The sequence below is a fragment of the Paenibacillus taichungensis genome (genome assembly GCF_003287275.1).
GTDB classification, from domain to species: Bacteria; Bacillota; Bacilli; order Paenibacillales; family Paenibacillaceae; genus Paenibacillus; species Paenibacillus taichungensis_A.
In genome coordinates this window covers 74065-97426 of sequence record NZ_QEVW01000008.1, presented here as the reverse complement: position 1 = coordinate 97426, position 23362 = coordinate 74065, and the positions used below count along the sequence as shown (strand labels likewise).

Here is a 23362-nt window from a genome sequence, read left to right as displayed (position 1 = left end):
ACGATGATCCAGACGAACGAAGGTACAAATCTGCAATAAATCTTAATTTACAACCATATCGTAAATGAAAACGGTATCTTCTACAACGAAATGAAAACCTACTTCCGTCATGAACGTTGATGACAAGATTTAAATTTAAAGGATTGTTCCATATTTAAACCTGTATATGGAACGAAACCTGTTATTCCCTTTCATGTATCATACCCACGAATTGCCCCATTTTAATGACAAATGAAAATGTAAATTTATTCTATTTGGTCAAGCCGGTTCTACCTCATTTAGAAATGATGATTAACATGTTAGATTGATATTTATTTCATCTAATTCGGCGAGTAACAACGAAAAAAAAGCGCAATTGCCTCATCCTGATTCAGATGAGGCAATTGCGCCTAAGTATCTCCGAATGAGTACTATCACCATTCGGGTCTATAATCAATTAATTCATTTTTATCAAGTAAAACGGACGTTTACATTAAGCTGAAACTTCGTATCTAGCCGAAATTTGCACCTTTAATATTATTCCGTATGTTTACGATACGCATCCGCGTTCATCAATGTGGAAAGTGCTGCTGTCAAGTCGCCCTCAACACGAATCTCGATCATCCAGCCTTCCTCATATGGAGAGTTGTTAACCAGCTCCGGTGAATCCTGCAATGCGTCATTCACAGCAATAATCGTTCCACTGACAGGAGAAAACAAATCCGAAACGGTTTTGACGGATTCAATCGTTCCAATGCCCTCTTCCGCTTTTACATCCGATTCAAGGTCAGGCAATTCCACAAACACAATGTCACCCAGCTGATGCTGCGCGAACTCGGTAATACCAATACGTACGGTATCCTCCCCTACGGTTTGCACCCATTCGTGCTCTTCACTGTACAGGAAATCACTTTTCAATTCGCTCATCGATATCCGCCTCGCTTTTCATTAATGAGTGCATGCGTTTCTTTGACCTTAACCTTTTTCCCAGAACATAGCGTATGATATTTTCAATCCAAATGTCAAGATACCTCACAATTTATTTGTTTTTCTTCCTTATATGCCTGTAACTCAAATGGACCCTCTCTACATATAATGGTGAATATTAGAAAAGTAAGCGCACTCTTTATAAATAGACGAACGTTATGAAGCGAATCAAAAATATCATTCGGATTTTTTATTGATTTCTATGATATCGTTCTTGACATCAACAGACGATTCAGGCTTTAATGAGAGTAGTAAATGTGTTTAATTGGTCTATGCAATACCCGCGGATGAATGTAAAGGGAGAGATTACCCTTGACACCGAATCAGGGTGTACATGCGGTAACGCCGAAGGAGTAAACCACCGACAAGCGGAGGTGAATCTCTCAGGCAAAAGGACTTTTACGGGACGCAACTCTGGAGAGCATCTAATCGCCGTGTGTGGGCGTTATGATCACCCAAGGGGAAACCTGCTGCATCATGCGGCGGGGTAACTCTCAGGTACCAAGGACAGAGCCTAAGAATACAGCGTGCTTCTGGCATGCCGATTCTTTGGCCTGTCCTTTTCCTTTTTCCCAAAAAACGAAAACAGGTTATAGAGCGGCGCTGCCTATAGCGTCCTTACCTTACTTTTATAATAAAATATGATGCCAGTTTCATTGATCCATGGTTATACACTCGGCCCATTGACGGCCCATGACGAGGTGATTGGATGTCCGATTTGCTTAGAACCCCACTCTTTCCACTCTATCAGCAATATGAAGGGGTACGATGTATTGATTTTGGTGGCTGGGAGCTCCCGGTACAATTCAGTGGAATTCAGAAAGAGCATGAAGCGGTGCGAGAACGTGCCGGATTATTTGATGTATCCCACATGGGCGAATTCACCGTCCAAGGTGAACACGCAGAAGCTTTTTTACAGCACATGACCACCAATGATGTAACAACACTCGTTCCCGGTCAGGCCCAATACACGTTAATGTGTTATCCGGATGGTGGTGTGGTCGATGATCTGCTGATCTATAAACTGAAAGACCAGCATTATATGCTGGTGGTTAACGCCTCCAACATCGACAAGGACTGGGCATGGCTGCAACAGCACATGACGCCAGGCGTAACGATGACCAATGATTCGGATCAAACGGCGCTGCTTGCTCTGCAAGGTCCGCTGGCAGTGGATATTCTCCGAACGGTGACAGACACCAATGTGTCATCGATTGAGCCTTTCCGCTTTGTGGCAAATGCGAAGGTATGCGGCGTTACATTGCTGTTATCCCGCACCGGATATACGGGTGAAGACGGCTTTGAGCTCTACGTTCCTGCGGAACAAGCTGCTGAGGTCTGGAACGGGTTGATGCAAGCGGGTGAAGGTCACGGACTCGTTCCGACAGGACTGGGTGCCCGGGATACGCTGCGCTTCGAAGCCAAGCTGCCCCTGTATGGACAGGAATTATCTGCAACCATCTCGCCGCTGGAGGCTGGCGTTGGCATGTTTGTGAAGTTAAATGCAGGACCGTTTATCGGACATGAAGCCTTGTTGCAGCAAAAAAATGATGGGCCTGCCCGTAAGCTGGTCGGCATTGAAGTACTGGAGCGCGGCATTCCCCGCCCCCATTATCCGATTTACGCCGAAGGCGTGCAGATTGGTGAAGTGACCACAGGCACCCAATCGCCTACATTGAAACGCAATCTGGGGCTGGCCTTGATCGACAGCAAATATGCTGCACTGGGTACCCCGCTGGAGATTGAGATTCGTGGCAAGAAACTAAAAGCCGAGGTCGTAAAGACCCCTTTTCATAAACGGACACGTGCGCCAAAGACACCTACTCAAGGAGCTGATCAAGCATGAGCAAGCATCGCTACATCCCCATGACCGAGCAGGATCAGAGTGCCATGTTGGCAACCATCGGCGTGGAAACAATTGAGGATCTGTTCCATGACATTCCACAGGAGATTCGCTATCAGGGTGAACTGCCTGTTTCCTCCAAACTCGATGAATATGCACTGACACGTCACATGTCGAAACAAGCGGCAGCGAATGCCAACTTCGAGACACACGCCAGTTTCCTGGGTGCGGGCATTTATGATCACCACGTTCCTTCCGTCATTAATCATGTCATCTCCCGTTCCGAGTTCTATACAGCCTATACACCTTATCAACCCGAGATCAGCCAAGGAGAATTGCAGGCGATTTTCGAGTTTCAATCCTACATCTGTGAGTTGACAGGTATGGCTGTAGCCAATGCCAGCATGTACGATGGTGCAACTGCATTTGCGGAAGCAGGTAATTTGGCCGCAGCGGCTACCCGCCGCAAACAACTGATTGTGTCACGTACCGTGCACCCTGAATCCCGTCAGGTATTGCAAGCTTATGCTCACGGCCTCAATCTGGAGATTGTTGAGATTGGATATCAAAATGGAGTAACAGACTGGGATGCCCTGCAAGCCGCTGTGTCCGATGACACTGCAGCCGTCATGATCCAGAGCCCGAACTTCTTCGGCGCCGTGGAAAATGTAAAACAGGCCGCAGACCTTGCGCATGCGCACAAAAGCCTGCTCGTGGTCAGCGCCAACCCGCTATCGCTGGGTCTGCTGGAAGCCCCAGGCAAGCTGGGTGCTGACATCGTTGTTGGCGATGCACAGCCCCTTGGTATCGCCGCTTCACTCGGCGGCCCAACATGCGGATACTTCGCTGTATCCCAGGCTCATATGCGCCGGATTCCTGGCCGAATTGTAGGCCAGACAACGGACCGCAACGGCAAGCGTGGTTTTGTACTCACGCTGCAAGCACGGGAACAGCATATCCGCCGTGAAAAGGCGACGTCCAACATCTGTTCCAATCAGGCCTTACTCGCTCTGAGCGCCTCTGTCTATATGTCTATTATGGGTAAACAAGGCATGATCGACGTCGCTGATTTGAATTTGCAAAAGAGTCGTTATGCCCTTAATACGCTTACCGCAATTCCAGGCGTCTCTCTTACGTTTACCGCACCAACTTTCAATGAGTTTGTTATCCAACTGCCTGAAAGAACAAATGTGGATTCACTGCAACTGAAATTGCTCAATGCAGGTTTCATTGGTGGTTATGAGCTTGGACGTGATTATCCTGAGCTCGCCGGACATATGCTGATTGCGGTTACTGAACGGCGCAGCAAGGAAGAGATCGACGAATTCGCATATGTATTGGAGGGATCGCTGTGACTCAGGAAACAACAACAACAAAGACAACGACGACATCAGCACAAGGACAATCGGAAACGGTAACCTCTACCTCCACATCTGGCCAACCTGAAACTGTCACAACAGTTACTGCTCAAGCTGCCTCTCCAGCACCCGAGCAATCGTTGATTTTTGAACTCAGCAGTCCGGGTCGGGTCGCTTACTCCTTGCCTGAATGCGACGTTCCCCATCAAGCTGTAGATTCCCTGATTCCCCGGGAAATGCTTCGGTCGGAAGCAGCGGCACTACCCGAAGTTTTTGAAGTGGACGTCATTCGCCACTACACTGCCCTGTCCCGCCGTAATTTCGGGGTCGATAACGGATTCTATCCGCTGGGCTCTTGCACGATGAAATATAATCCGAAGATTAATGAGGATGTCGCCCGTTACAACGGGTTCGCCAAAATTCATCCATATCAGCATGAATCCAGCATTCAAGGTGCACTTGAACTGCTCTACACGTTGCAAAATGACCTTGCCGGACTAACCGGCATGGATGCCGTTACGCTGCAACCGGCCGCTGGTGCACATGGCGAATGGACCGGGCTCATGATGATCCGTGCCTACCACCAAGGTCGTGGTGAACAGCGCACGAAAGTTATCGTACCGGACTCTTCTCACGGGACCAACCCGGCAAGTGCAACCGTAGCAGGTTTTGAAACGGTAACGATTCCTTCCCGCGCAGATGGTCTGGTAGATCTGGATGCACTTCGCGCAGCTGTTGGTTCGGATACCGCAGCGCTGATGCTGACTAATCCAAACACACTTGGACTTTTTGAGAAAGACATTCAGGAGATTGCCTCCATTGTACACCAGGCAGGTGGCTTGCTGTATTACGATGGAGCCAACTCCAATGCCATTATGGGCATCACCCGGCCTGGAGATATGGGCTTCGATGTTGTGCATCTCAATTTGCATAAAACAATGAGCACTCCGCACGGCGGGGGTGGACCTGGTGCCGGCCCGGTTGGCGTGAAGAGCCGCTTGATTCCGTTTCTGCCAAAACCGATGGTCATCAAAAATGATGAGGGCATATATGCATTGGATCGCGAAGGCGATCAATCCATTGGCCGGGTCAAAGCTTACTATGGTAACTTCGGTATTTTGGTCCGTGCCTATGCCTACATTCGTACTTATGGACCTGAAGGCTTACGCCGGGTATCTGAATGTGCGGTGCTCAACGCCAACTACATGATGGCCCGTCTCGCACCTTACTACGAAATTCCGTATCCAGGCGTGTGTAAACATGAATTTGTTATGTCTGGCCGAGGCTTAAAGCAGTATGGTGTACGCACGCTGGATGTTGCCAAACGATTGCTTGATTTTGGATATCACCCGCCAACCGTGTACTTCCCGCTGAACGTTGAGGAATGCATCATGATCGAACCAACGGAAACCGAGAGCAAAGAAACACTTGATGGATTCATTGATACGATGATTCGTATTGCCAAGGAAGCAGAGGAGACCCCAGAATTGGTACTCAATGCCCCTTATGGCACGCCGGTTACCCGTTTGGATGAAACAACGGCAGCCCGTAAACCTGTACTGAACTGTGCTTGTAGTTAAAATCTAACCCTAATAAATTTGCATATAATTATGCCTGCACGACATCCGAACTAAGTGATGATCCCGGAATTGGACACGATCTTTACAATGAAAACAAAATTCAGTCGTTGATAATGATTAATAAATGCCAAAACAGCCGCATTTTGCTTTCTGCGCGGCTGTTTTTCTTTTTGCTTATTAACTTGTCTGCTCTATATTTTCTTATCCGGCCTAAGGCTTCCAATTGGCTCGTTCCTTCTTGCCCAATCGCGGACAGGTGTAACAATAGGAGCGACCTTGTCTTAAATATTGCAGGCAACAGACATTTTTGATCGCAAGTCTCTTCGAAGGATCCAACGGATGATCAATCATCCGAACCCTGACACGAAGTGGATTCTTGGCCAGACCAAATACATCAGCTTCCAGACCATTTTGTACCACCTGTTCATCAGCGGCAAACTGACGCAAGAGAGCTTCATCGCCTTGATGCGTATTATGGATATTCTCCCTGTAGTTTTGCAAAGCTGTTGGCAACTGACCCCACAACATGCTTACATGCAACCCGGAAGCTTTGGCCAAACACTCCATGAGAGGACGAGCAGTTTGACTGTAAAAACGTCTTAATTCTGCGGCAAGCCAGACCGTTCTTTCCTCCGAATCCTTCGGAGCGAGAGTGACGTCGATGTTTTCAAGCTGAAAAGCAATTCGTGTATACCCGGTTTCCTTCATCAAATGTATACTCAGATTGGATAGCGAGAAATTCGGAGCTGCATGATGGACGGATACGGTATATTGCAGTGCAGCTGCCACATCACCGAACCAACTGGTGAAATAGGCTGCGGCAACCGTTAGATCCTGTCCCTCGATTAACTGTTGGTACGCGGATAGAAAGCTGCTCATTGCCTCCGGATCAACAATAGATTCTGCCCAGAGCGATGCCACGGGTACAATATTCAGTTCCTGCACAAGATTAAAGTGCTCCCCCAGTTCCTCACGAATCCGGTCAATCATCATTCGCCGAACAAACGATTCAGGTCATCCAGCATGGAAGTAGCCGCATGGGGTCCATACCCGCCAAACCACGAATCTGAAGCCACCTGGAATACCTGATTATCTTTAACAGCCTTCATGTTTTTCCAAATCCCCAAGGTCTGCAGATTGTTATAGATCTCTTCATTATCATTGATAAGGATAATATAATCCGGATCGATTTCTGGCAGCTTTTCATTAGACAACACTTCATAGCGACTTTCAGCGCTGGTCACTGGGAAAACAGCCGGTCTGGAGAAACCGAAATCATCATAAAGCCATTTGTAGTCCATATCTCCGTAATACCGAATATCATTTCTTATCCGCAATACCATCAGTGTCTTACCCTCTGCTTTGGCGTGAACTTTTTGGATCGCCTCAGCTTTATGCGTTTCATAGGTATTTATCACTTCTTCTGCCTTTTCGTTCAAACCAAAGGCCGCCGCGGTAGCTCGAAATGCCGTCTGCCAATCAGGTGCCACATATCCATTCTCAAGCATGGCGGTTGGAGCAATTTTGGCGTAATTCTCGTATTGCTCTTTGCTGTTCGTATCCGTCACAATCAGGTCTGGTCCAAGAGAGAGCATTTTCTCTGCACTTACCTTACCTTGATCCCCGATGATAGCCACATCATTCAAGAATGGCTTCAAATATAATGGAAAATCTTCGTTCTGTGATTTCACCGTAGCTTTTGGTGTCATGCCAAGTGCAATCAGGTGATCCGTCAAATATGTCACCGTGGAAGCAATATTTTCTGGCTTCTGCGGTAATGTCTGCTCACCATTTGTATCCTTAAATGTAAACGTGGCATCTTGGGACTCTTCCGATGCCGCTTGTTCCTGTTTCGTCGGTTCTGCCTCAGACGAACCTGACTTCTCTTTGTTGCCGCAGGCTACAATCAATAATAGCATCGCAAGCAAAACTGCTGTTAAAGTGAGATAGCGTTGATTTCGTTGTTTCATGTTCTACAAATCCCCTTATTCATTCGTTATTCTGTTATTTTATTTTCTGCTCTGTCATTCTCTCATTTCTCATTACGCGTGTGCTCGTGATCCAGCCCTTTTTATTTCTTAGATTCATAAAAAACGAACTCCCATGCTGTGGAAGACGTATGAGTGCCCTGCAGTTCGCCCTATCCAACGAAGCGGGAATGGACTCCCATCTTGCGCTTCTCCAATTACGATCATCCACGCACCAATAAAGATTGGCCTCCAGGACAGGAAGGCATGAATCATACCGAACGACAAACCAACCGTCCTCGTGCTTCTCCTCACATATTTCAATAAGCGCAGATTTCGCTTTAACGATGCTGTCCGCAAAAGCGAAGACCTCCTCACATGCCCAAGCCTCCTTATAAGAATGCCCGAGACCCGGATGAAGGCTTAGTCTGCTGTTGTTTTTCGGATGGCACTCCAGATGCTGTTCATAAGACTTATTAAATATGCTCAACGGAAAATGGGTATCATTACTACCATTAAGCCATAACATCGGCAAGCGGCTTTCAGACAGATACGTAGATGGATCCCACAATAGACGAATACGTTCTGACTCTGCCTCAGGCATGGATGCAAAGCTACGCCCATAATAGGAGCCCGGTTCATGCAGATACCCACAGCCATAAACGGGCATGGCAAAAGAAAGCCTGGTGTCTAACCCCGCAACCAAACTTGTGATAATGCCTCCCCATGAAATTCCTGTTATGCCTATGCTCTGCTTGTCCACTCCTTGATAAGAGCGGAGCAGCGAATGAGCCAATATTACAGCAGCTACGGCATGATACATCCATTGATCATCAACAGGCTGTTCGTAATCCGCAAATACTCCCTGCTTCTCCGGACCACTCCAAGAATGTGAAGGCCATTCCATCCGTTCGGTGTGCTCTTCATCCCCGAATGGAACATGACCTTCCAGATCCATGGCTATCGCAGCATACCCTCGTGCGATCCATTCTTTTACCCAACTGCTAAAGGCTGTTCCCGCACCCCCGTGGACCAGAATCACCGCGGGAACTTCCTCGTTAGGAGAGACCGGACGCGGGATGCCGTAGTAGGCAAATATGCGAGTACCACGACCTTTATATGACACACCCTCATAGAAGCAGGCGTGTACGCCGGTATGTTGATCTACGGAGATAGGGTATAATCGAGGTACTTTAAACAATTGCTCCAGATTCCAAGGCGGCTTTCCAGAAATGGAATGTCACCTCCCCTTTGAACTGATAATGATTTTCTTTCTCAATACGTATCATATCATTCATTGCTTCAGCTAAACATGGATATTTAAACGGAGTGAACTGGACTTTAGTCAGCCAAACAATCGCATAAAATAGGTCAGCGCCCGATCATGCGACCATGCTGAATACTCAAATAATTTTTCTGTCCCAACCTCGTAAACATGTCCATGCCGAACAGCTATCAATCGATGCCACTGCTCGCTGGCCTGAAGCGCCTTCCATTCCCGGGCAGCCTGCTGTGTGGAATCTACCAAGATAATCAGCATATCTGCGTCGTATTTTTCCAGAGCTTCTTTGGTCACCGCTTCAAAAACATTGATGTCATCAAGACGATGCGTAGCTGCCAATCTAAAATCATTATAAAGGACCGCCCCAGCATTACGTTTGCCATATATCCGATATTCCGAATCTGTGATACGCCATATGTTAACGGTAGCTCCACCGATGTTACGCCTTACTTTGCGGTAGACCGCTTCCGCCCTGCCATCATATTCCGACAGCCATGTCTCTGCTTCTGCCCGATGCTCCATGACTTCTGCAATCGTTCGAAGCTGCTCGCGCCAGTCTGCGGATAACCAAGGGATGGCAACTGTAGGTGCAATCTGTTCCAGCTCTTTTCGCGCCCGCTCGGCCAAAATGTCGGTGCAGAAAATAAGCTCCGGCTCCGACGCACGCAATTGATCCACATTTTCTTGCCAGATCTGCCCTTCCCCAAGCTCATAAGAATGCAGACGAGTCATTCGGTTGTATAATTCATGATTTGGATAAAAAGCAGCAGCTTTCGGAAGCAGGCCAAGAGCCAGTAAACTGCCCGAGATTGGATCAGAGACACTTGCGATACTATATCTGCGACTTTTGACAAACGCGTTAGGCGAAAGTCCCATCTTCTGTTTGAATCTGCGGCTAAAATAAAATTCATCTTCATAGCCCACTCGAACCGCAGTCTCTTTTACACCGTCACCTGACAAAAGGAGCTCCTTGGCTCGTTTCATTCTGACATCCATCAGATAGGCCGTGGGGGTCTTTCCTGTATATTGTTGAAATGCCCACGAAAAATAACCCGGGCTGAGGCCAGCGAGCTTGGCCAATTCATCTCGTTTTAACTCATGATCCAGATGCTCATTCATATAATCGGCAACACGGGCAATCACAGAAGCGGTTGGCTCAGTGCTTTCCGGCTTGGCCTCCGCTTGAACAAGTAAAGTCATCAGACCGTATAGTGCCGCCTGTCTATTGAAGTGCTCCTCGTCACCAGCAACCTCCATTTGAAGCAATCGATCACAAGAGCGCGCGAGTTGCTCGCGGTCTTTGCACCAAAACAACCCCTCCATGAAAGCATGGGTAGCGGTCAACTGCTGTTCTCCACCATATTCGTATACTTCGAAACGAAGCAAATAGCCTTTTAACGCCTGCTCATCCGCCGCCAGCTTGAACCTCTGTCCAGGAGCCAGCAAATAGACTTCCCCTTCATTCAATCGGGATATGTGTTCGTTCGATACCAAAGTTCCTGAGCCACTTGTACAAAGAATAGCGGAATGTTCCGCTGTCGCAGCATGAACCATTTCTCCATTCCAGGACACTTCAAACGAATCGATACTGCTATATTTAAGCATCTTGCCTGCCTTTTTTTCGTTGACCTTCATGGTAACCCTACTTTCTCCCTCAGCATGATGTCCATTGATTGAATTGTTCGAATACCTTAATGATAATGATTTTCAACCAAGATACAAATGGAAAAATGTAAATGACAAATAGTAGCGTTTCGCTCTCTCTCCTGCTGATTGAAACACGCTCTTTGGTTTTATGCAAAATGCACAAAACAAAAAAAGCCGATATCTGCTGTAACAACAGATACCGGCAAAACCGCTGCACGACTGCAGCTTTTTATCGGAAAAAGAAACCCTTAAAATCGGGTGGAAACCCCATAAAATTACATTACGCTTGAATGCTTTGAACCAATTCAACGACTTGTTCAGCCGTTTGCATATCCAGTGCTTTGACAGCAAGCTCTTGCATGTCTGCACGGGACAGCTTGGTGATCTGACTGCGAGCTGGCAGAATGGACGTTGCGCTCATGCTGAACTCATCCAGTCCGAGACCGAGCAGCAATGGAATTGCTGTTTCGTCTCCCGCCATCTCTCCACACATGCCAACCCATTTGCCTTCACGGTGCGCTGCATCAATTACCATTTTAACCAAACGCAAGATGGCAGGGTTGTATGGTTGATACAGATACGACACACGCTCGTTCATACGGTCAGCAGCCATGGTATATTGAATCAGATCGTTCGTTCCGATACTGAAGAAATCCACTTCTTTGGCAAATTGATCTGCCAGAACCGCAGTCGAAGGAATTTCGACCATGATTCCCAGTTGGATGCTGTCTGAAACAGCAATACCTTCAGCAACCAGCTTTTCCTTCTCTTCGAGCAGGACAGCTTTGGCTTCACGGAATTCACCCAGTGTTGCGATCATTGGGAACATAACACGCAGGTTACCATGTACGCTTGCACGCAGTAATGCACGCAATTGAGTACGGAAAATATCCAGACGGTCCAGACACAGACGAACTGCGCGGAAACCGAGGAATGGATTCATTTCTTTTGGCAGATCCAGATATGGAAGCTCCTTGTCTCCACCGATATCGAGTGTACGAACAACAACAGGTTTGCCTTCCATTTTTTCCAGTACAGCCTTGTAGGCATTATACTGAATGTCCTCAGAAGGAAGCTTGTCTCTGCCCATATACAGGAACTCGGTACGGTACAGGCCTACAGCCTCGCCGCCATTCTCCAGAACACCAGCAACATCATTCGGTGTACCAATGTTGGCTGCCAGTTCCACATGAACGTTGTCCACCGTTACCGTTGGCTCATCACGCAGTTTTCTCCACTCCGCACGTTGTGCATCGTATTGCTCCTGTTTGGAACGATACTCAGCAATTACATCATCCGTTGGATTAACCAGCACGTGACCGTCCAAACCGTCAACGATAATCATATCGCCTTGTTTCGCTTGAGCCAGAATATCCTTGGTTCCGACTACAGCCGGGATTTCAAGTGAACGAGCCATGATCGCGGAGTGAGAAGTACGTCCACCAATATTGGTTGCAAAACCTTTAACATATTGACGGTTCAGTTGAGCCGTGTCGGAAGGTGTAAGATCCTCCGCAAGCACGATCACTTCTTCACTGATCTCAGCCGGACTCATGAATTCGATACCAAGCAAGTGATTTAGCACACGTTTGGTTACATCACGCATATCCGCAGCACGTTCCTGCAGGTAAGCACTCTTCATGTTTTCGAACATTTCGATAAATTGCGTTGCTGTTTCGTTCAATGCGAATTCCGCATTAACCTTATCGTCTGCAATTTTCGCTTTAACCGGATCAATCAGTTCCGGGTCATTCAGAATGAGCAAATGCGAAGCAAAAATCTCAGCTTTTTTCTCGCCAAGCTCTTGTAAAGTACGCTCTTTGATCGCCTCAAGCTCAGCCTGGGATTTGCCCAGAGCTGAGTCGAGTTTCGCGATCTCTGCGTCAACGTCGTTGATTTCGCGTTTTTCTACAGAGTAATTGGGATGCTCCAAGATAAACGCCTTGGCGATAGCAATACCCGCCGAAGCCGCGATCCCAGAGACATTAAGCATTAATTTCGCCCAGCCCTTCGTTAACCATAACGTCTGTCAGAGCTTGAAGAGCTTCAGCTTCTCCTTCGCCTTCAACGATGATGCTGATGGTGTCGCCTTGTTCCAGACCCAGGGAAAGTACGCCCAGGATGGATTTCAAAGTTACTTTTTTACCGTTAGCTTCTGCAAAGGATTCTGCACCTTTGAATTTGTTTGCTGTATTAACCAGGGCTGTCGCCGGACGTGCGTGGATACCATCTTCGTCTGTAATTCTGAATGTTTGTTGCATTACAATCATCTCACTTTCAATAATTTAATTTAGGCATTGCATATATTTACACTTGCTTGCCATCGTCGTAACACTTCTTATTTTATCTCAATAATCGGCTGATCGCCAATTTTCAGTAACCCACTTTTCGTTAGCGTTACTGTCGAGCCTTCTGGCAGGTTGGTGAAAATGACCGGAGAGATGATCGACGGAGCATTGGCTTTCACATACTCCAGATCCACTTCCATAATCGGCTGTCCTGCAGATACCAGGTCGCCTTCCTGCACGAGCACGTTAAAGCCCTGACCTTTCAGCTTAACCGTGTTGACACCTATATGAACAAGCACTTCCTTGCCTCCGTCAGACATAATGCCCACGGCATGTTTGCTTGGAAATACGTTAAACACCTTACCATATACAGGAGAAGTAATCTTGCCATCATGAGGTAGAACAGCAAAGCCATCGCCTGTCATTTTCTCAGCAAAGACCGGATCAGGAACGTTTGTGATATCCATCAATTCGCCGTTAACTGGCATAACGATGTCTTCCGCAATAATTCGTTCGCCTTCTTCACCTTGCGCCTTTTCCTGTTCAGGAGCTGGCTTAGCTACAGCTGCTGGAGCTGGTGCCGGTGTCCGTCCTGCAATGATATCCTGCATTTGAGATTTAATCGTATCTGAACGTGTACCGAAGATGGCCTGTACATTATTACCCACTTCAAGTACGCCAGATGCACCCAATTGTTTCAAACGATCTTTATTTACACTGGATTTCTCATTTACTTCAATCCGCAAACGAGTAATGCAGGCGTCCAGATGTTTGATATTCTCTTGCCCACCGAATGCAGCAAGAATGTTGTGAGGCAGATCATCTGTTGAACCTGAGCCTCCACCACCCGAAGCTGTTTCAGGTGTTGCCTCTTCACGACCTGGTGTTTTCAGGTTGAATTTGCGAATGATCAATCGGAATCCGAAATAGTAGATCACTGCAAGAATCAAACCTACGATGATAACATCCCACCAAGGCGTGCGGTTCGGGATAATTCCGAAGATCAGGAAGTCAATGAATCCACCGGAGAATGTCATCCCGATTTTGACTCCAAGAATTTGCATTGTCATGAAAGACAAACCTGCAAAGATACAGTGTACTGCAAACAGGATTGGCGCTACAAACAGGAATGAAAACTCAAGCGGTTCTGTAATCCCTGTGAGGAATGAAGTCAGCGCAGCTGACCCCATAATCCCTGCAACATACTTTTTGTGCTCCGGTCTTGCTTCATGGTACATCGCAAGCGCCGCTGCTGGCAAACCGAACATCATGAACGGGAATTTACCAACTTGGAACGTCCCCGCTGTGAGGTTCACACCATCACGCAGTTGATTGAAGAAGATTTGCTGGTCTCCACGAATGACATCTCCAGCTTTGTTCACATATTCACCGAACTCAAACCAGAATGGTGAATAGAAAATGTGATGCAGACCGAACGGAATAAGTGACCGTTCTACTACTCCGAATATGAACGCCGACAATGTCGGACTTGTATCTACCATGAAGTGAGATACAGCATTCAGCCCATTTTGAATCGGAGGCCAGATGATCACCAGAAGCAACCCGATTAAGAGGGAAACGACTGAAGTGATAATTGGGACAAATCGTTTACCTGCAAAGAAACCAAGGTAAGACGGCAATTCGATTTTGAAAAATCGATTGTAGCATAGCGCGGCGGTAATACCAATGATGATACCTCCGAACACGCCGGTACTCAATGTAGGGATACCCAAGATGCTCGCATAACCTGGTACTTCACCGATCATGGCTGGCGTAACACCAACAGCTGTACCCAGAGTCACGTTCATGACCAAGTAACCGATGATGGCCGCAAGACCTGCGACACCTTCGCCTCCGGCCAGCCCGACAGCTACACCAACAGCGAACAGCAATGCCAGATTATCAAATACGATCTGACCCGCATTCATCATAATCGTCGCGATTGAGCTTACCCATGGAGTATCTAACACGGTTGCATACTGCAAAAAATCAGGATTCACAAGCATGTTGCCAATCCCTAGCAATAAACCTGCCGCTGGCAAGATTGCTACAGGTAGCATAAGAGCTTTACCTACTCTTTGCAATACACCAAAAAGCTTTTTAAACATTGCGTCGTATCCACCCTTTCGTTTAAGTTTATATGTCGTGATGCAAGCAAGGGAAAACAAAAAAGGCATGAATTAATAAAGTGAATTGTGCCAACCTTTGGGTATAGCATACCCGGATAAAGGTAAGAACAATCACACTCTAATTAACTCATGCCTGATCGAATCAGTAACACGTCGTTTGTGTTTATTCAGTTGCTTGATTACGGAAACCATTGTAGCACCACTTCAAAAACGATGCAAGCCTTTACACGAAATTTCTCAAATTAGAGTTCCACTTGTGGAAATATTTCACTTGCTCTCTTCTTCTTTTCTTTGATTCAAGCGCTGCAAGTGAATGGTTAGATAGCCTACTTCAGCAGGATATACTGGAAGATTCAACCTTTTTTCCATCACCTTCGTTAGCTTCCATGCAAGCGAGTACATTTCAGGATATTCCAATTTTAGCAGGGAATCCAGTTTGTGAATTTCTTCCACTTTGTCTCCCCGACGGACACGTTCCAAGGCAAAGCGAAGATGAGTTAGTAACCTGGAGTAATCCAGTGATTGCGTCTCAAACGAATAATCCAGTTGGGTGGACACTAGGCTAACCAGATCGGTAATCAATTGCGAATGTTCGCGAACTTGAGAAATATTTTGGTTGGTCATGGCACTGTAGATGTGAAGTGCAATAAAACCGATTTCGTCCATGCCCAGATCTACACTCAGTTTTTCTTTAATCAAACGAACCGCATATTCACCCATCCGATATTCATCAGGATAAATTTCACGGGTCTCATATAGAAAAGGATTCTGGATGACAATCCCTTGTTCTTTCCGTTTTAATGCAAAAGAAATATGGTCGGTCAATGCGATATGAATATGTTCGTTTAAAGGAACGTCCGTATGCTCAGCAATATACGTAATGACTTCGTTAATAATCTCGATCAATGCTTCATCCACTTGGGGAAGAAGCTGTTTATACTGCTCTTGCTCCTGCTGGTTTCTCAAAATGAACATCTTTTCCACAGCCATTAGTGGAATAATGTCATTCGTTTTCCGATTGAAGCCGATGCCTTTACCAATCACGACAACTTCTCCATGTTCAGGATGCTGTGCAATAATTACATTATTATTTAGCGCTTTGGCTACTTGCAGGCTACTCAATATTTGCACCTCTTTTTCACACCATCTTAAGTGTGATTCAGTCACACCCTAGTAAGAAAGAAAAGACATCCGGAAGCGGGCAAACCGCGCCGGACGTCTCGCTTAAAAAGTAACAAAAATTCGCCTTAAGGTCAATAGAACATAAGTGCTTTATAATTCGTTGTCTTACTCGTCAACTCCAGCTTTTTCCACAATCTTATCGATTATAGAGGGAGTCGTTACAGGTTCGCTCTGTTGAATAGCAACTGGTGCTGTTGTTTTAGGTTTGGTGAGACCTTTAATTAACTGCTCCACATCAATGCCGGAGACACTTTTGAGCATCTCAGGGGCTGTCGCCATGAGCTCAGTTACATAATTACTTACACGAGTGGCGCCTTCACCCTTACCTGTGTCCACAACGGTCAGCTTATCAATTGCAGAGATCGGCTCTGCAATTTTGCCAGCAAGTTCAGGCAGCATTTTGACGATGATATCGAGCACGGCAGCTTCGCCAAACTTTTGGAACGCCTCGGCCAGTTTTTCCTTCGCTTCTGCTTCCGCCAGACCCCGGAGACGAATAACCTCTGCATCCGCTGTACCTTTGGCACGTTCAGCATCTGCCATCGCTTGACCTTCAAGACGCTTCTGCTCAGCAGTAGCTTTTGCATGCGTTTCAATGGAGTACTGTACCGCATCGGCTTCACGCATTCTTTTGGCTTTATCCGCTTCGGCAGCCTGCTCCACCGCATAACGATCCGCTTCTGCCTTTTTCTTCACTTCAGCATCATACTGCTTCTCACGTACAATAATTTCTTTCTCTTGCAGATCAATCTCACGTTCTTTACGAACGAGCTCAACCTTCATCTCTTCCTCCACCACGGTTTGTCTCGCACGTGCTTCGTGGATATGGTAAGCCTGATCCGCTTCCGCTTTTGCAGTATCCTGATCACGCTTAAACGTCGCTACTTTCAATTCTTTCTCTTTTGCAGCTTCAGCGATATTCGTATCACGCAGCAACTCGGCTTTTTGCCCTTGCTCTTCTGCATTAGCCTTCTGAATACGCGCATCCCGCATCGCTTCCGCTTCCGCAATTTCGGCGTCCCGCTTGACGGCTGCTATTCTCGGTTTACCGAGGGCATCCAGATAACCTTGTTTGTCACGAACATCTTTGATGGTAAAAGAGACAATTTGCAGTCCCATTTTTTTCAGATCTCTGGCAGCTACACCTTGAACCTCTTGTGCGAAGCGATCACGGTTACGGTATACTTCTTCGACCGTCATCGTTCCGAGAATGGCCCGCAAATGCCCTTCCAGAACTTCCTGTGCTTCGCCTCTTAATGATTCTACGGGCTTACCGATGAATTGTTCCGCTGCAGTAGCCACGTCTTCTACAGAGCTTCCAACCTTGATAATGGCGACACCATCGGCTATGACCGGCACGCCTTGTTCCGTATATACTTCCGGTGTGGAAACATCCAGCTTATGGGACAACAGAGAGATAAACTCTGACTGCTGGAACACTGGCAAGATAAATGCGCCGCCTCCACGAACAATTTTAATTTTCCGTCCGGAGTCATCGTCGGAAATATTTTTGCTTCCGAGGAATGAACCCGTAACGATCATGGCTTCATCCGGCCCAACCGTTTTGTATCTCGCCCAGAATGCCAAACCAAGAATCAGAATAACACCGACAACGATTGCAGGAATCAACAATACATCCATATCCAAATTCAAATCACTCATTCCACATCTCTCCCCTTATTCATACATGACTGCTTACACTGCTAACGGTTAAACTACCTTAAACATTTTTAAGTACATCTTCATCCCATTCCGACACACGCAGTACACCTTCGGTTACATCCACAACTACAACACGCGCTCCCGCCGCAATGGGACGATGTTCAAAGCTGGATGCCGTGTGCACCGTATTACCGGCAGCAATCTTGATCATGACTTCACCAAAACCTTTTTCCGGTACCGGAATGGTAATTTCTCCAATTTTCCCAGATAGCTCTTTCATGGAAAATGCAATGGAAACGTCACTGTTACGCATCGGCTTGATATATGCAAAGAATACCAGCATGGCTGCAGCAATACCTATAAGCAGGGATAGTATCAGTGCCGAAATCGCACTAATCGAGCTATAACGTGTCAGCATAATGCCGGCTCCACCAAAGGTTGTTATGGAACCAGCCAGCACAACAGGTTTGAAAAAATCAAGGCCTGGCAATTCAAAGGCCCCGTCCAGCAAGCCATCAATCAAGTCACCTAGCACAAGGCTGACGACTGCAAATATGGCTCCTCCGATTAGACACCCCCAATAGATTGACTCCATTCCCCGTTCCTCCTCTCTTCTGCCGCAATTCCATCCAACTGGGCATTCCTCATGTAAATAAATACGTAGCAAGGTGCCGTTATGTTTCAAAATCTTTCCTCATTTGTATTCTAGACCCGATAATGGTTATTCTCATCGCAATATGGTCCAGTTCCTGGAACATTCTCCAATTCGCTCTTATTCACAACAAAGAACCGCAAATCTCCGTTAAAGGAGACATGCGGTTCCAGAACACATCGCTGTGTTTTTATGTTTTAATTTTATAGAGAAGCCTTGTAGATGGATACAACATCTTCACGTTGCAATTTTTTGAAGTTACCAAATGGGCCAAAGAGCATAGCTTTGTCAGCCATAACTTCGATCTGGCTGTCATCGATATCATAATCAGCCAGACGGTTAGGCGCACCAATGGATGTCCAGAATTTGCTCAATGCATCGATACCTTCTTCAGCAATCTGTTTGTCCGATTTACCTTCAGGATTAACTTCGAACACATTGATCGCGAGACGTTTGAAACGATCCACATTTACGTCCACATTATGCTTCATCCAATGCGGGAACAGAATCGCGAGCCCTCCGCCATGCGGAATATCATACACTGCGGATACCGCGTGTTCAATATTGTGAGTAGCCCAGTCACCAGCGAGACCCATGTTCAGTACGCCGTTCAATGCCATCGTTCCACAATAAAGAATCGTTTCACGCAGTTCATAGTTCTCCAGGTCTTCAACCAGACGAGGCGCTGCATCCATAACTGTGCGCAGAATCGTCTCACAGAAGCCGAGCTGAACCGGTGTGTTGGCATCCAGATGGAAATAATGTTCCAGTACGTGAGACATCATATCAACCATGCCGTAAACCGTTTGGTCCAGAGGAACGGTATATGTATTTACCGGATCAAGGATCGAGAACGCAGGGAACGAATACGCACTGCCCCAGCCCAATTTCTCCTGTGTATCCTGATTCGTGATAACCGAACCGGAGTTCATTTCCGAGCCAGTTGCAGCCATTGTAAGCACGGTACCGAGTGGAAGAGCATCCTGTGCAACGGCTTTGCGCTGAGCAAAGTCCCACATGTCGCCGTCATACTTGGCGCCTACGGCAATCGCTTTGGCACAATCCAGTACACTGCCGCCGCCTACAGCGAGGACCAGGTCAATGTTGTTCGTTTTGCAGAGGTCTACACCTTTGTGCACCGTCGAAAGACGTGGGTTCGGTTCTACACCAGCCAGCTCCGTAACCTCAGCTCCAACTTCCTTCAGCAGTCCGATCACCTGATCGTACAAACCGCTGCGTTTGATACTGCCGCCACCATATACAAGCAGAACCCGCTTGCCGTATTTCGGTACTTCGGTTTTCAGTGCTTCCAGCTGACCTTTACCGAAAATCAATCGGGTTGGATTATAAAATTGAAAAGATCTCATATCTATGTCGCCTCCAATGGAGATTCATATTTTAGTGCAACTCCCATTATAGTACCCCGATTATACAAAAACAAATCGATAGCCACTCACTTTATAGCATTCCGTTGATTTGCAAATGTGCACGGAACATTTCACTGGTTGATGGCAAGCTTTCTTTATCCACCCACGTCTCAGACGACCATAATCCTGCTTGTTTAAATGCTCGTGGACAATGAATGAAGCATTCTTCCACTTCCACAATGACAGCTGCCCCAATGGTTTTGCCGCTCCAATCCATACTCGCGATAAATTCCTCATCCTTCGTAATTGAAGCCCTCCCATTAATGCGCAGCACCTCGTTCATACCTGGAATTAGAAAGAGCATGCCCACGCCTGGGTTGGACAAAATGTTTAGTAAAGAATCGATTCTGCGATTGCCAGGACGTTCAGGATAGACAAGCCGATAGGGATCTATTACTTTTACAAACCCTGCTCCGTCTCCCCTCGGAGATGCATCACTCTTTCCTTCACGATCAGAAGTGGAGAGGAGAAATAAAGGAGAAAGCGATATAAAGTTCTGAACATGTGCATCTACAAACGAAATTGCCTTGTTACGTACATGCTCGTGGGGTTCACCCACCATATTTTGCAATTCCCCGGCATCGGTAACCAGCGGTATATCCAAACCCTTTTTTTCCATTTTCGTATCCCCTTTTTTTTAATGATAAGGAGTATCCATGACTTTTCTTCTAAATATTATACATGTGTACATAGTAAAGAAGTATTTTTCGATCTCACATTGTCAAATAAACCAAAACACCAGCCCTATAGGGCTGGTGCTCCAGGTTGTACATGTTTATTCGGTGTATCCCATGCTGGTCACAAAACGACGGAAGGCTTGGCGTCCTGCCTCATCATATTTGTAGACACCTGCATGTTCGAGAATCTCCGCGAATTTCAAGCCGACTTCCTGTTGTACAAGCGCAACAGCTTGCTCCTTGTTCAGGTTGGGACCGAAACGTTCGATCAGTTCGTCTGCCCAGCCCAGATGTTTGTTCAACACATGTTCGGAAGCTTTGGCTGCCTCAGCCAGCTTGGCATCCCCAGCGAGAATATCCGCGATGCTGTCCAGTTCTTCTTTCAAACGGCCTGGCAGGATTGCAAGCCCCATCACTTCGATGAGTCCAATGTTCTCTTTTTTCAAATGATGCATTTCGCGGTGCGGGTGGAAAATCCCTTCGGGATGTTCATCATTCGTGCGATTATTCCGCAGAACAAGGTCCATCTCATATCCTCCGTCCGCACTGCGACGAACGATTGGAGTCACTGTATTGTGTGGAATCTGTTCTCCATCAACCTTACTGAATGCTTCGACCTCCACCGTAGAATCACTGTATACCTTCCACGCTTCATACACGGCATTCCCCGCTTCGAGCAACTCAGCCGGATCCTGTGATGCCAGTCGCAATACGGACATTGGCCATTTCACAAGACTAAGCGTAAGTCCCGGTGAACCAACGTGGCGGAATACCGCCTCTGGCTTCGCATTTTGAATGGCAAAGGTATGACGCCCGCCCTGGAAATGGTCATGAGTCAGGATGGAGCCGCCAACGATGGGCAGATCGGCATTGGAACCGATAAAGTAATGCGGATACTCCCCCACGAAAGCCAGCAGCCTGCGCAGCGTATCTTTGGTTAATTTCATCGGCACATGATCGTGATGGAAAATAATGCAGTGCTCGTTGTAGTACACGTATGGCGAGTACTGGAAGAACCAGGGTTCGCCGTTCAATTCCAATGGAATGACACGCAGGTTCTGTCGCGCCGGGTGGTTGACCCGACCGGCATAGCCCACATTTTCACGACAAAGTTGGCATTTCGGATATACCGGAGGCGGAAGCAGCTTGGCCATCGCGATCTCCTTCGGACTTTTCTCCGGCTTGGAGAGATTGATCGTGATCTCCATGTCTCCATAAGCTGTATCCTGTGTCCAATACACATTCTTAGAGATGCGATCCATGCGAATGTAATTGGAATGAATCGAAAGCTCATAAAATTGGGAAGTAGCCGCCTCGATGCCTTCGGTCTGCTCCGTATGACGGAAGGCGCGCACCACCTCGGATGGACGGGCCATCAATTGACCCATAATCTTCGCATCGAGCAAATCACGGTACGTATCCGTATTTTCAGGTATAAGTCCAATCTCAAATCCATAATCAATCAGCGTATCCAGCAATGGTTGGGGTCCATCCAACACCGTCTCGTTCAATACTCCAGCATACGGCTCGGAGAACCCAAACTGTTCCAGCAGCAGATTACGGCTGTAATCCCGATCCGCTTCTTCAATCAATTTGTTCTGCAAGGCAAATGCTACCAGACGTTCAATGGCATGCAGTGCTTCCTGCTGCTCCGGTGTCCGCTCTGTGGCGCCTGCTGCAATATGAGTCTGTGACATATCGATGTTCGCCTCCTAGTTTTTTGCGTAGCCGTCCGGGTGAGACTGATGCCAGCTCCATGCACTTTGAATGACATCTTCGAGATTCGTCCATTTTGGATTCCAGCCCAGTACGGATCTTGCTTTGGCAGACGATGCGACCAGTACAGCCGGGTCACCCGCACGACGTGGTTCCTGAACAACCGGAATGTCAAGGCCAGTTACTTTCTTAGCTGTCTCAATAACCTGTTTAACAGAGAAACCTTGACCGTTGCCCAGGTTGAACACGTTGCTGTTCTCCCCTTTACGGAGGTAGTCTACGGCCCGCAGATGTGCATCCGCCAAATCACTTACGTGGATGTAATCACGTACACAGGTTCCATCTTCGGTCGCGTAGTCGTCACCAAACACGGCGATGTGTGGACGTTGTTTCAAGGCCGTTTGCAGCACGAGTGGAATAAGATGGCTCTCCGGCTGGTGATCTTCACCGATTTTGCCGCTATCATGGGCTCCGGCAGCATTGAAGTAACGAAGTGAGACGTATTTGATCTCCTGTACTTTATCGAACCAGGACATCATGCGCTCCATCATCAGCTTGGTTTCACCATATACGTTCGTAGGCTCTGTCCGATCACTCTCTTCAATGGGCACTTTCTCCGGCTCGCCATAAGTAGCAGCCGTAGAGGAGAAGACGATGCGACGTACATTCGCTGCATTCATCGCTTCCAGCAGGCACAATGTACCAAACACGTTGTTGTCATAGTATTTCACGGGATCTTTCATGCTCTCGCCGACCAGTGAATTAGCCGCAAAGTGGATGACTGCATCAATGGAGTTCTCAGCGAACAGCTTCGCCAGAAGTTCCTTGTCACGCAGATCACCTTCATACAATTTTCCGCCCAGCAGAGCTTCACGATGCCCTGTCTGCAAATTATCCAATACAACGACCTCTTCGCCACGCTCCAACAAAGCCGCTACCGTATGAGAACCAATATATCCTGCTCCACCTGTCACCAAAATCGCCAT

The 23362-nt window shown here is 47.2% G+C and carries 18 protein-coding genes and 2 riboswitches; of the genes, 3 read left to right on the top strand and 15 right to left on the bottom strand.

Features of this window, described 5'->3' with window-relative positions; all coding sequences use genetic code 11:
• Positions 1 to 516: 516 nt before the first annotated feature.
• Entirely contained in the window at positions 517 to 906 is a 390-nt protein-coding gene (gene gcvH / locus DC345_RS13085; protein ID WP_113053467.1) for a glycine cleavage system protein GcvH, read from the bottom strand.
• Positions 907 to 1253: 347 nt separating this feature from the next.
• Positions 1254 to 1375: riboswitch (glycine riboswitch) on the top strand.
• Between the two features lie 3 nt (positions 1376 to 1378).
• A riboswitch (glycine riboswitch) is annotated at positions 1379 to 1479 on the top strand.
• 196 nt (positions 1480 to 1675) lie between these two features.
• Here gcvH and gcvT point away from each other — a divergent pair.
• From gcvT to gcvPB, 3 genes are all read left to right on the top strand, one after another.
• The gene (gene gcvT / locus DC345_RS13080; RefSeq protein WP_113053466.1) at positions 1676 to 2812 is read left to right on the top strand and encodes a glycine cleavage system aminomethyltransferase GcvT; all 1137 of its coding nucleotides are present in this window, start codon (positions 1676 to 1678) and stop codon (positions 2810 to 2812) included.
• The gene (gene gcvPA, locus DC345_RS13075; RefSeq protein WP_113053465.1) at positions 2809 to 4164 is read left to right on the top strand and encodes an aminomethyl-transferring glycine dehydrogenase subunit GcvPA; all 1356 of its coding nucleotides are present in this window, start codon (positions 2809 to 2811) and stop codon (positions 4162 to 4164) included. Before gcvT ends, gcvPA begins: the two co-directional genes overlap by 4 nt.
• Before the next feature lie 143 nt (positions 4165 to 4307).
• A complete protein-coding gene (gene gcvPB / locus DC345_RS13070) occupies positions 4308 to 5747 on the top strand; it encodes an aminomethyl-transferring glycine dehydrogenase subunit GcvPB (RefSeq protein WP_113053740.1) in 1440 nt (479 codons plus the stop codon).
• Positions 5748 to 5957: 210 nt separating this feature from the next.
• Here the strand turns inward: gcvPB and DC345_RS13065 are convergent, their stop codons facing one another.
• The 14 genes from DC345_RS13065 to galE form a co-directional block, all read right to left on the bottom strand.
• A complete protein-coding gene (locus DC345_RS13065) occupies positions 5958 to 6737 on the bottom strand; it encodes a hypothetical protein (RefSeq protein ID WP_146752130.1) in 780 nt (259 codons plus the stop codon).
• Entirely contained in the window at positions 6737 to 7717 is a 981-nt protein-coding gene (locus DC345_RS13060) for an ABC transporter substrate-binding protein (RefSeq protein WP_113053463.1), read from the bottom strand. The genes DC345_RS13065 and DC345_RS13060 overlap by 1 nt, the downstream gene beginning before the upstream one ends.
• A gap of 34 nt (positions 7718 to 7751) precedes the next feature.
• Positions 7752 to 8915, bottom strand: coding sequence for an alpha/beta hydrolase family protein (locus DC345_RS13055; RefSeq protein ID WP_258530646.1), 1164 nt, complete (start codon positions 8913 to 8915; stop codon positions 7752 to 7754).
• 144 nt (positions 8916 to 9059) lie between these two features.
• Complete coding sequence (locus DC345_RS13050; protein ID WP_113053461.1) at positions 9060 to 10631, bottom strand: helix-turn-helix domain-containing protein; 1572 nt, start codon at positions 10629 to 10631, stop codon at positions 9060 to 9062.
• Between the two features lie 292 nt (positions 10632 to 10923).
• Positions 10924 to 12636 (bottom strand): phosphoenolpyruvate--protein phosphotransferase, encoded by a 1713-nt coding sequence (gene ptsP / locus DC345_RS13045; protein WP_113053460.1) that lies wholly within the window; start codon positions 12634 to 12636, stop codon positions 10924 to 10926.
• On the bottom strand, positions 12629 to 12904 hold the full coding sequence (locus DC345_RS13040; RefSeq protein WP_036617010.1) for an HPr family phosphocarrier protein: 276 nt from the start codon (positions 12902 to 12904) through the stop codon (positions 12629 to 12631). The genes ptsP and DC345_RS13040 overlap by 8 nt, the downstream gene beginning before the upstream one ends.
• A gap of 77 nt (positions 12905 to 12981) precedes the next feature.
• Positions 12982 to 15039, bottom strand: a complete 2058-nt coding sequence (ptsG, locus tag DC345_RS13035) for a glucose-specific PTS transporter subunit IIBC (RefSeq protein ID WP_113053459.1) — start codon at positions 15037 to 15039, stop codon at positions 12982 to 12984.
• 288 nt (positions 15040 to 15327) lie between these two features.
• Entirely contained in the window at positions 15328 to 16182 is an 855-nt protein-coding gene (glcT, locus tag DC345_RS13030; RefSeq protein ID WP_113053458.1) for a glucose PTS transporter transcription antiterminator GlcT, read from the bottom strand.
• A gap of 165 nt (positions 16183 to 16347) precedes the next feature.
• Positions 16348 to 17904 carry a flotillin family protein gene (locus DC345_RS13025; RefSeq protein ID WP_113053457.1) on the bottom strand — a complete coding sequence of 519 codons (1557 nt, stop codon included), beginning with the start codon at positions 17902 to 17904 and terminating at the stop codon, positions 16348 to 16350.
• 58 nt (positions 17905 to 17962) lie between these two features.
• Positions 17963 to 18499, bottom strand: a complete 537-nt coding sequence (locus DC345_RS13020; protein WP_113053456.1) for an NfeD family membrane protein — start codon at positions 18497 to 18499, stop codon at positions 17963 to 17965.
• A gap of 260 nt (positions 18500 to 18759) precedes the next feature.
• Positions 18760 to 19923, bottom strand: coding sequence for an iron-containing alcohol dehydrogenase (locus DC345_RS13015; protein ID WP_113053455.1), 1164 nt, complete (start codon positions 19921 to 19923; stop codon positions 18760 to 18762).
• 91 nt (positions 19924 to 20014) lie between these two features.
• Positions 20015 to 20602, bottom strand: a complete 588-nt coding sequence (locus tag DC345_RS13010) for an MSMEG_1061 family FMN-dependent PPOX-type flavoprotein (protein ID WP_113053454.1) — start codon at positions 20600 to 20602, stop codon at positions 20015 to 20017.
• A gap of 156 nt (positions 20603 to 20758) precedes the next feature.
• The gene (locus DC345_RS13005) at positions 20759 to 22357 is read right to left on the bottom strand and encodes a UDP-glucose--hexose-1-phosphate uridylyltransferase (RefSeq protein ID WP_113053453.1); all 1599 of its coding nucleotides are present in this window, start codon (positions 22355 to 22357) and stop codon (positions 20759 to 20761) included.
• Between the two features lie 15 nt (positions 22358 to 22372).
• Positions 22373 to 23362: a UDP-glucose 4-epimerase GalE gene (gene galE / locus DC345_RS13000; RefSeq protein ID WP_113053452.1), complete on the bottom strand. Its 990-nt coding sequence runs from the start codon at positions 23360 to 23362 to the stop codon at positions 22373 to 22375.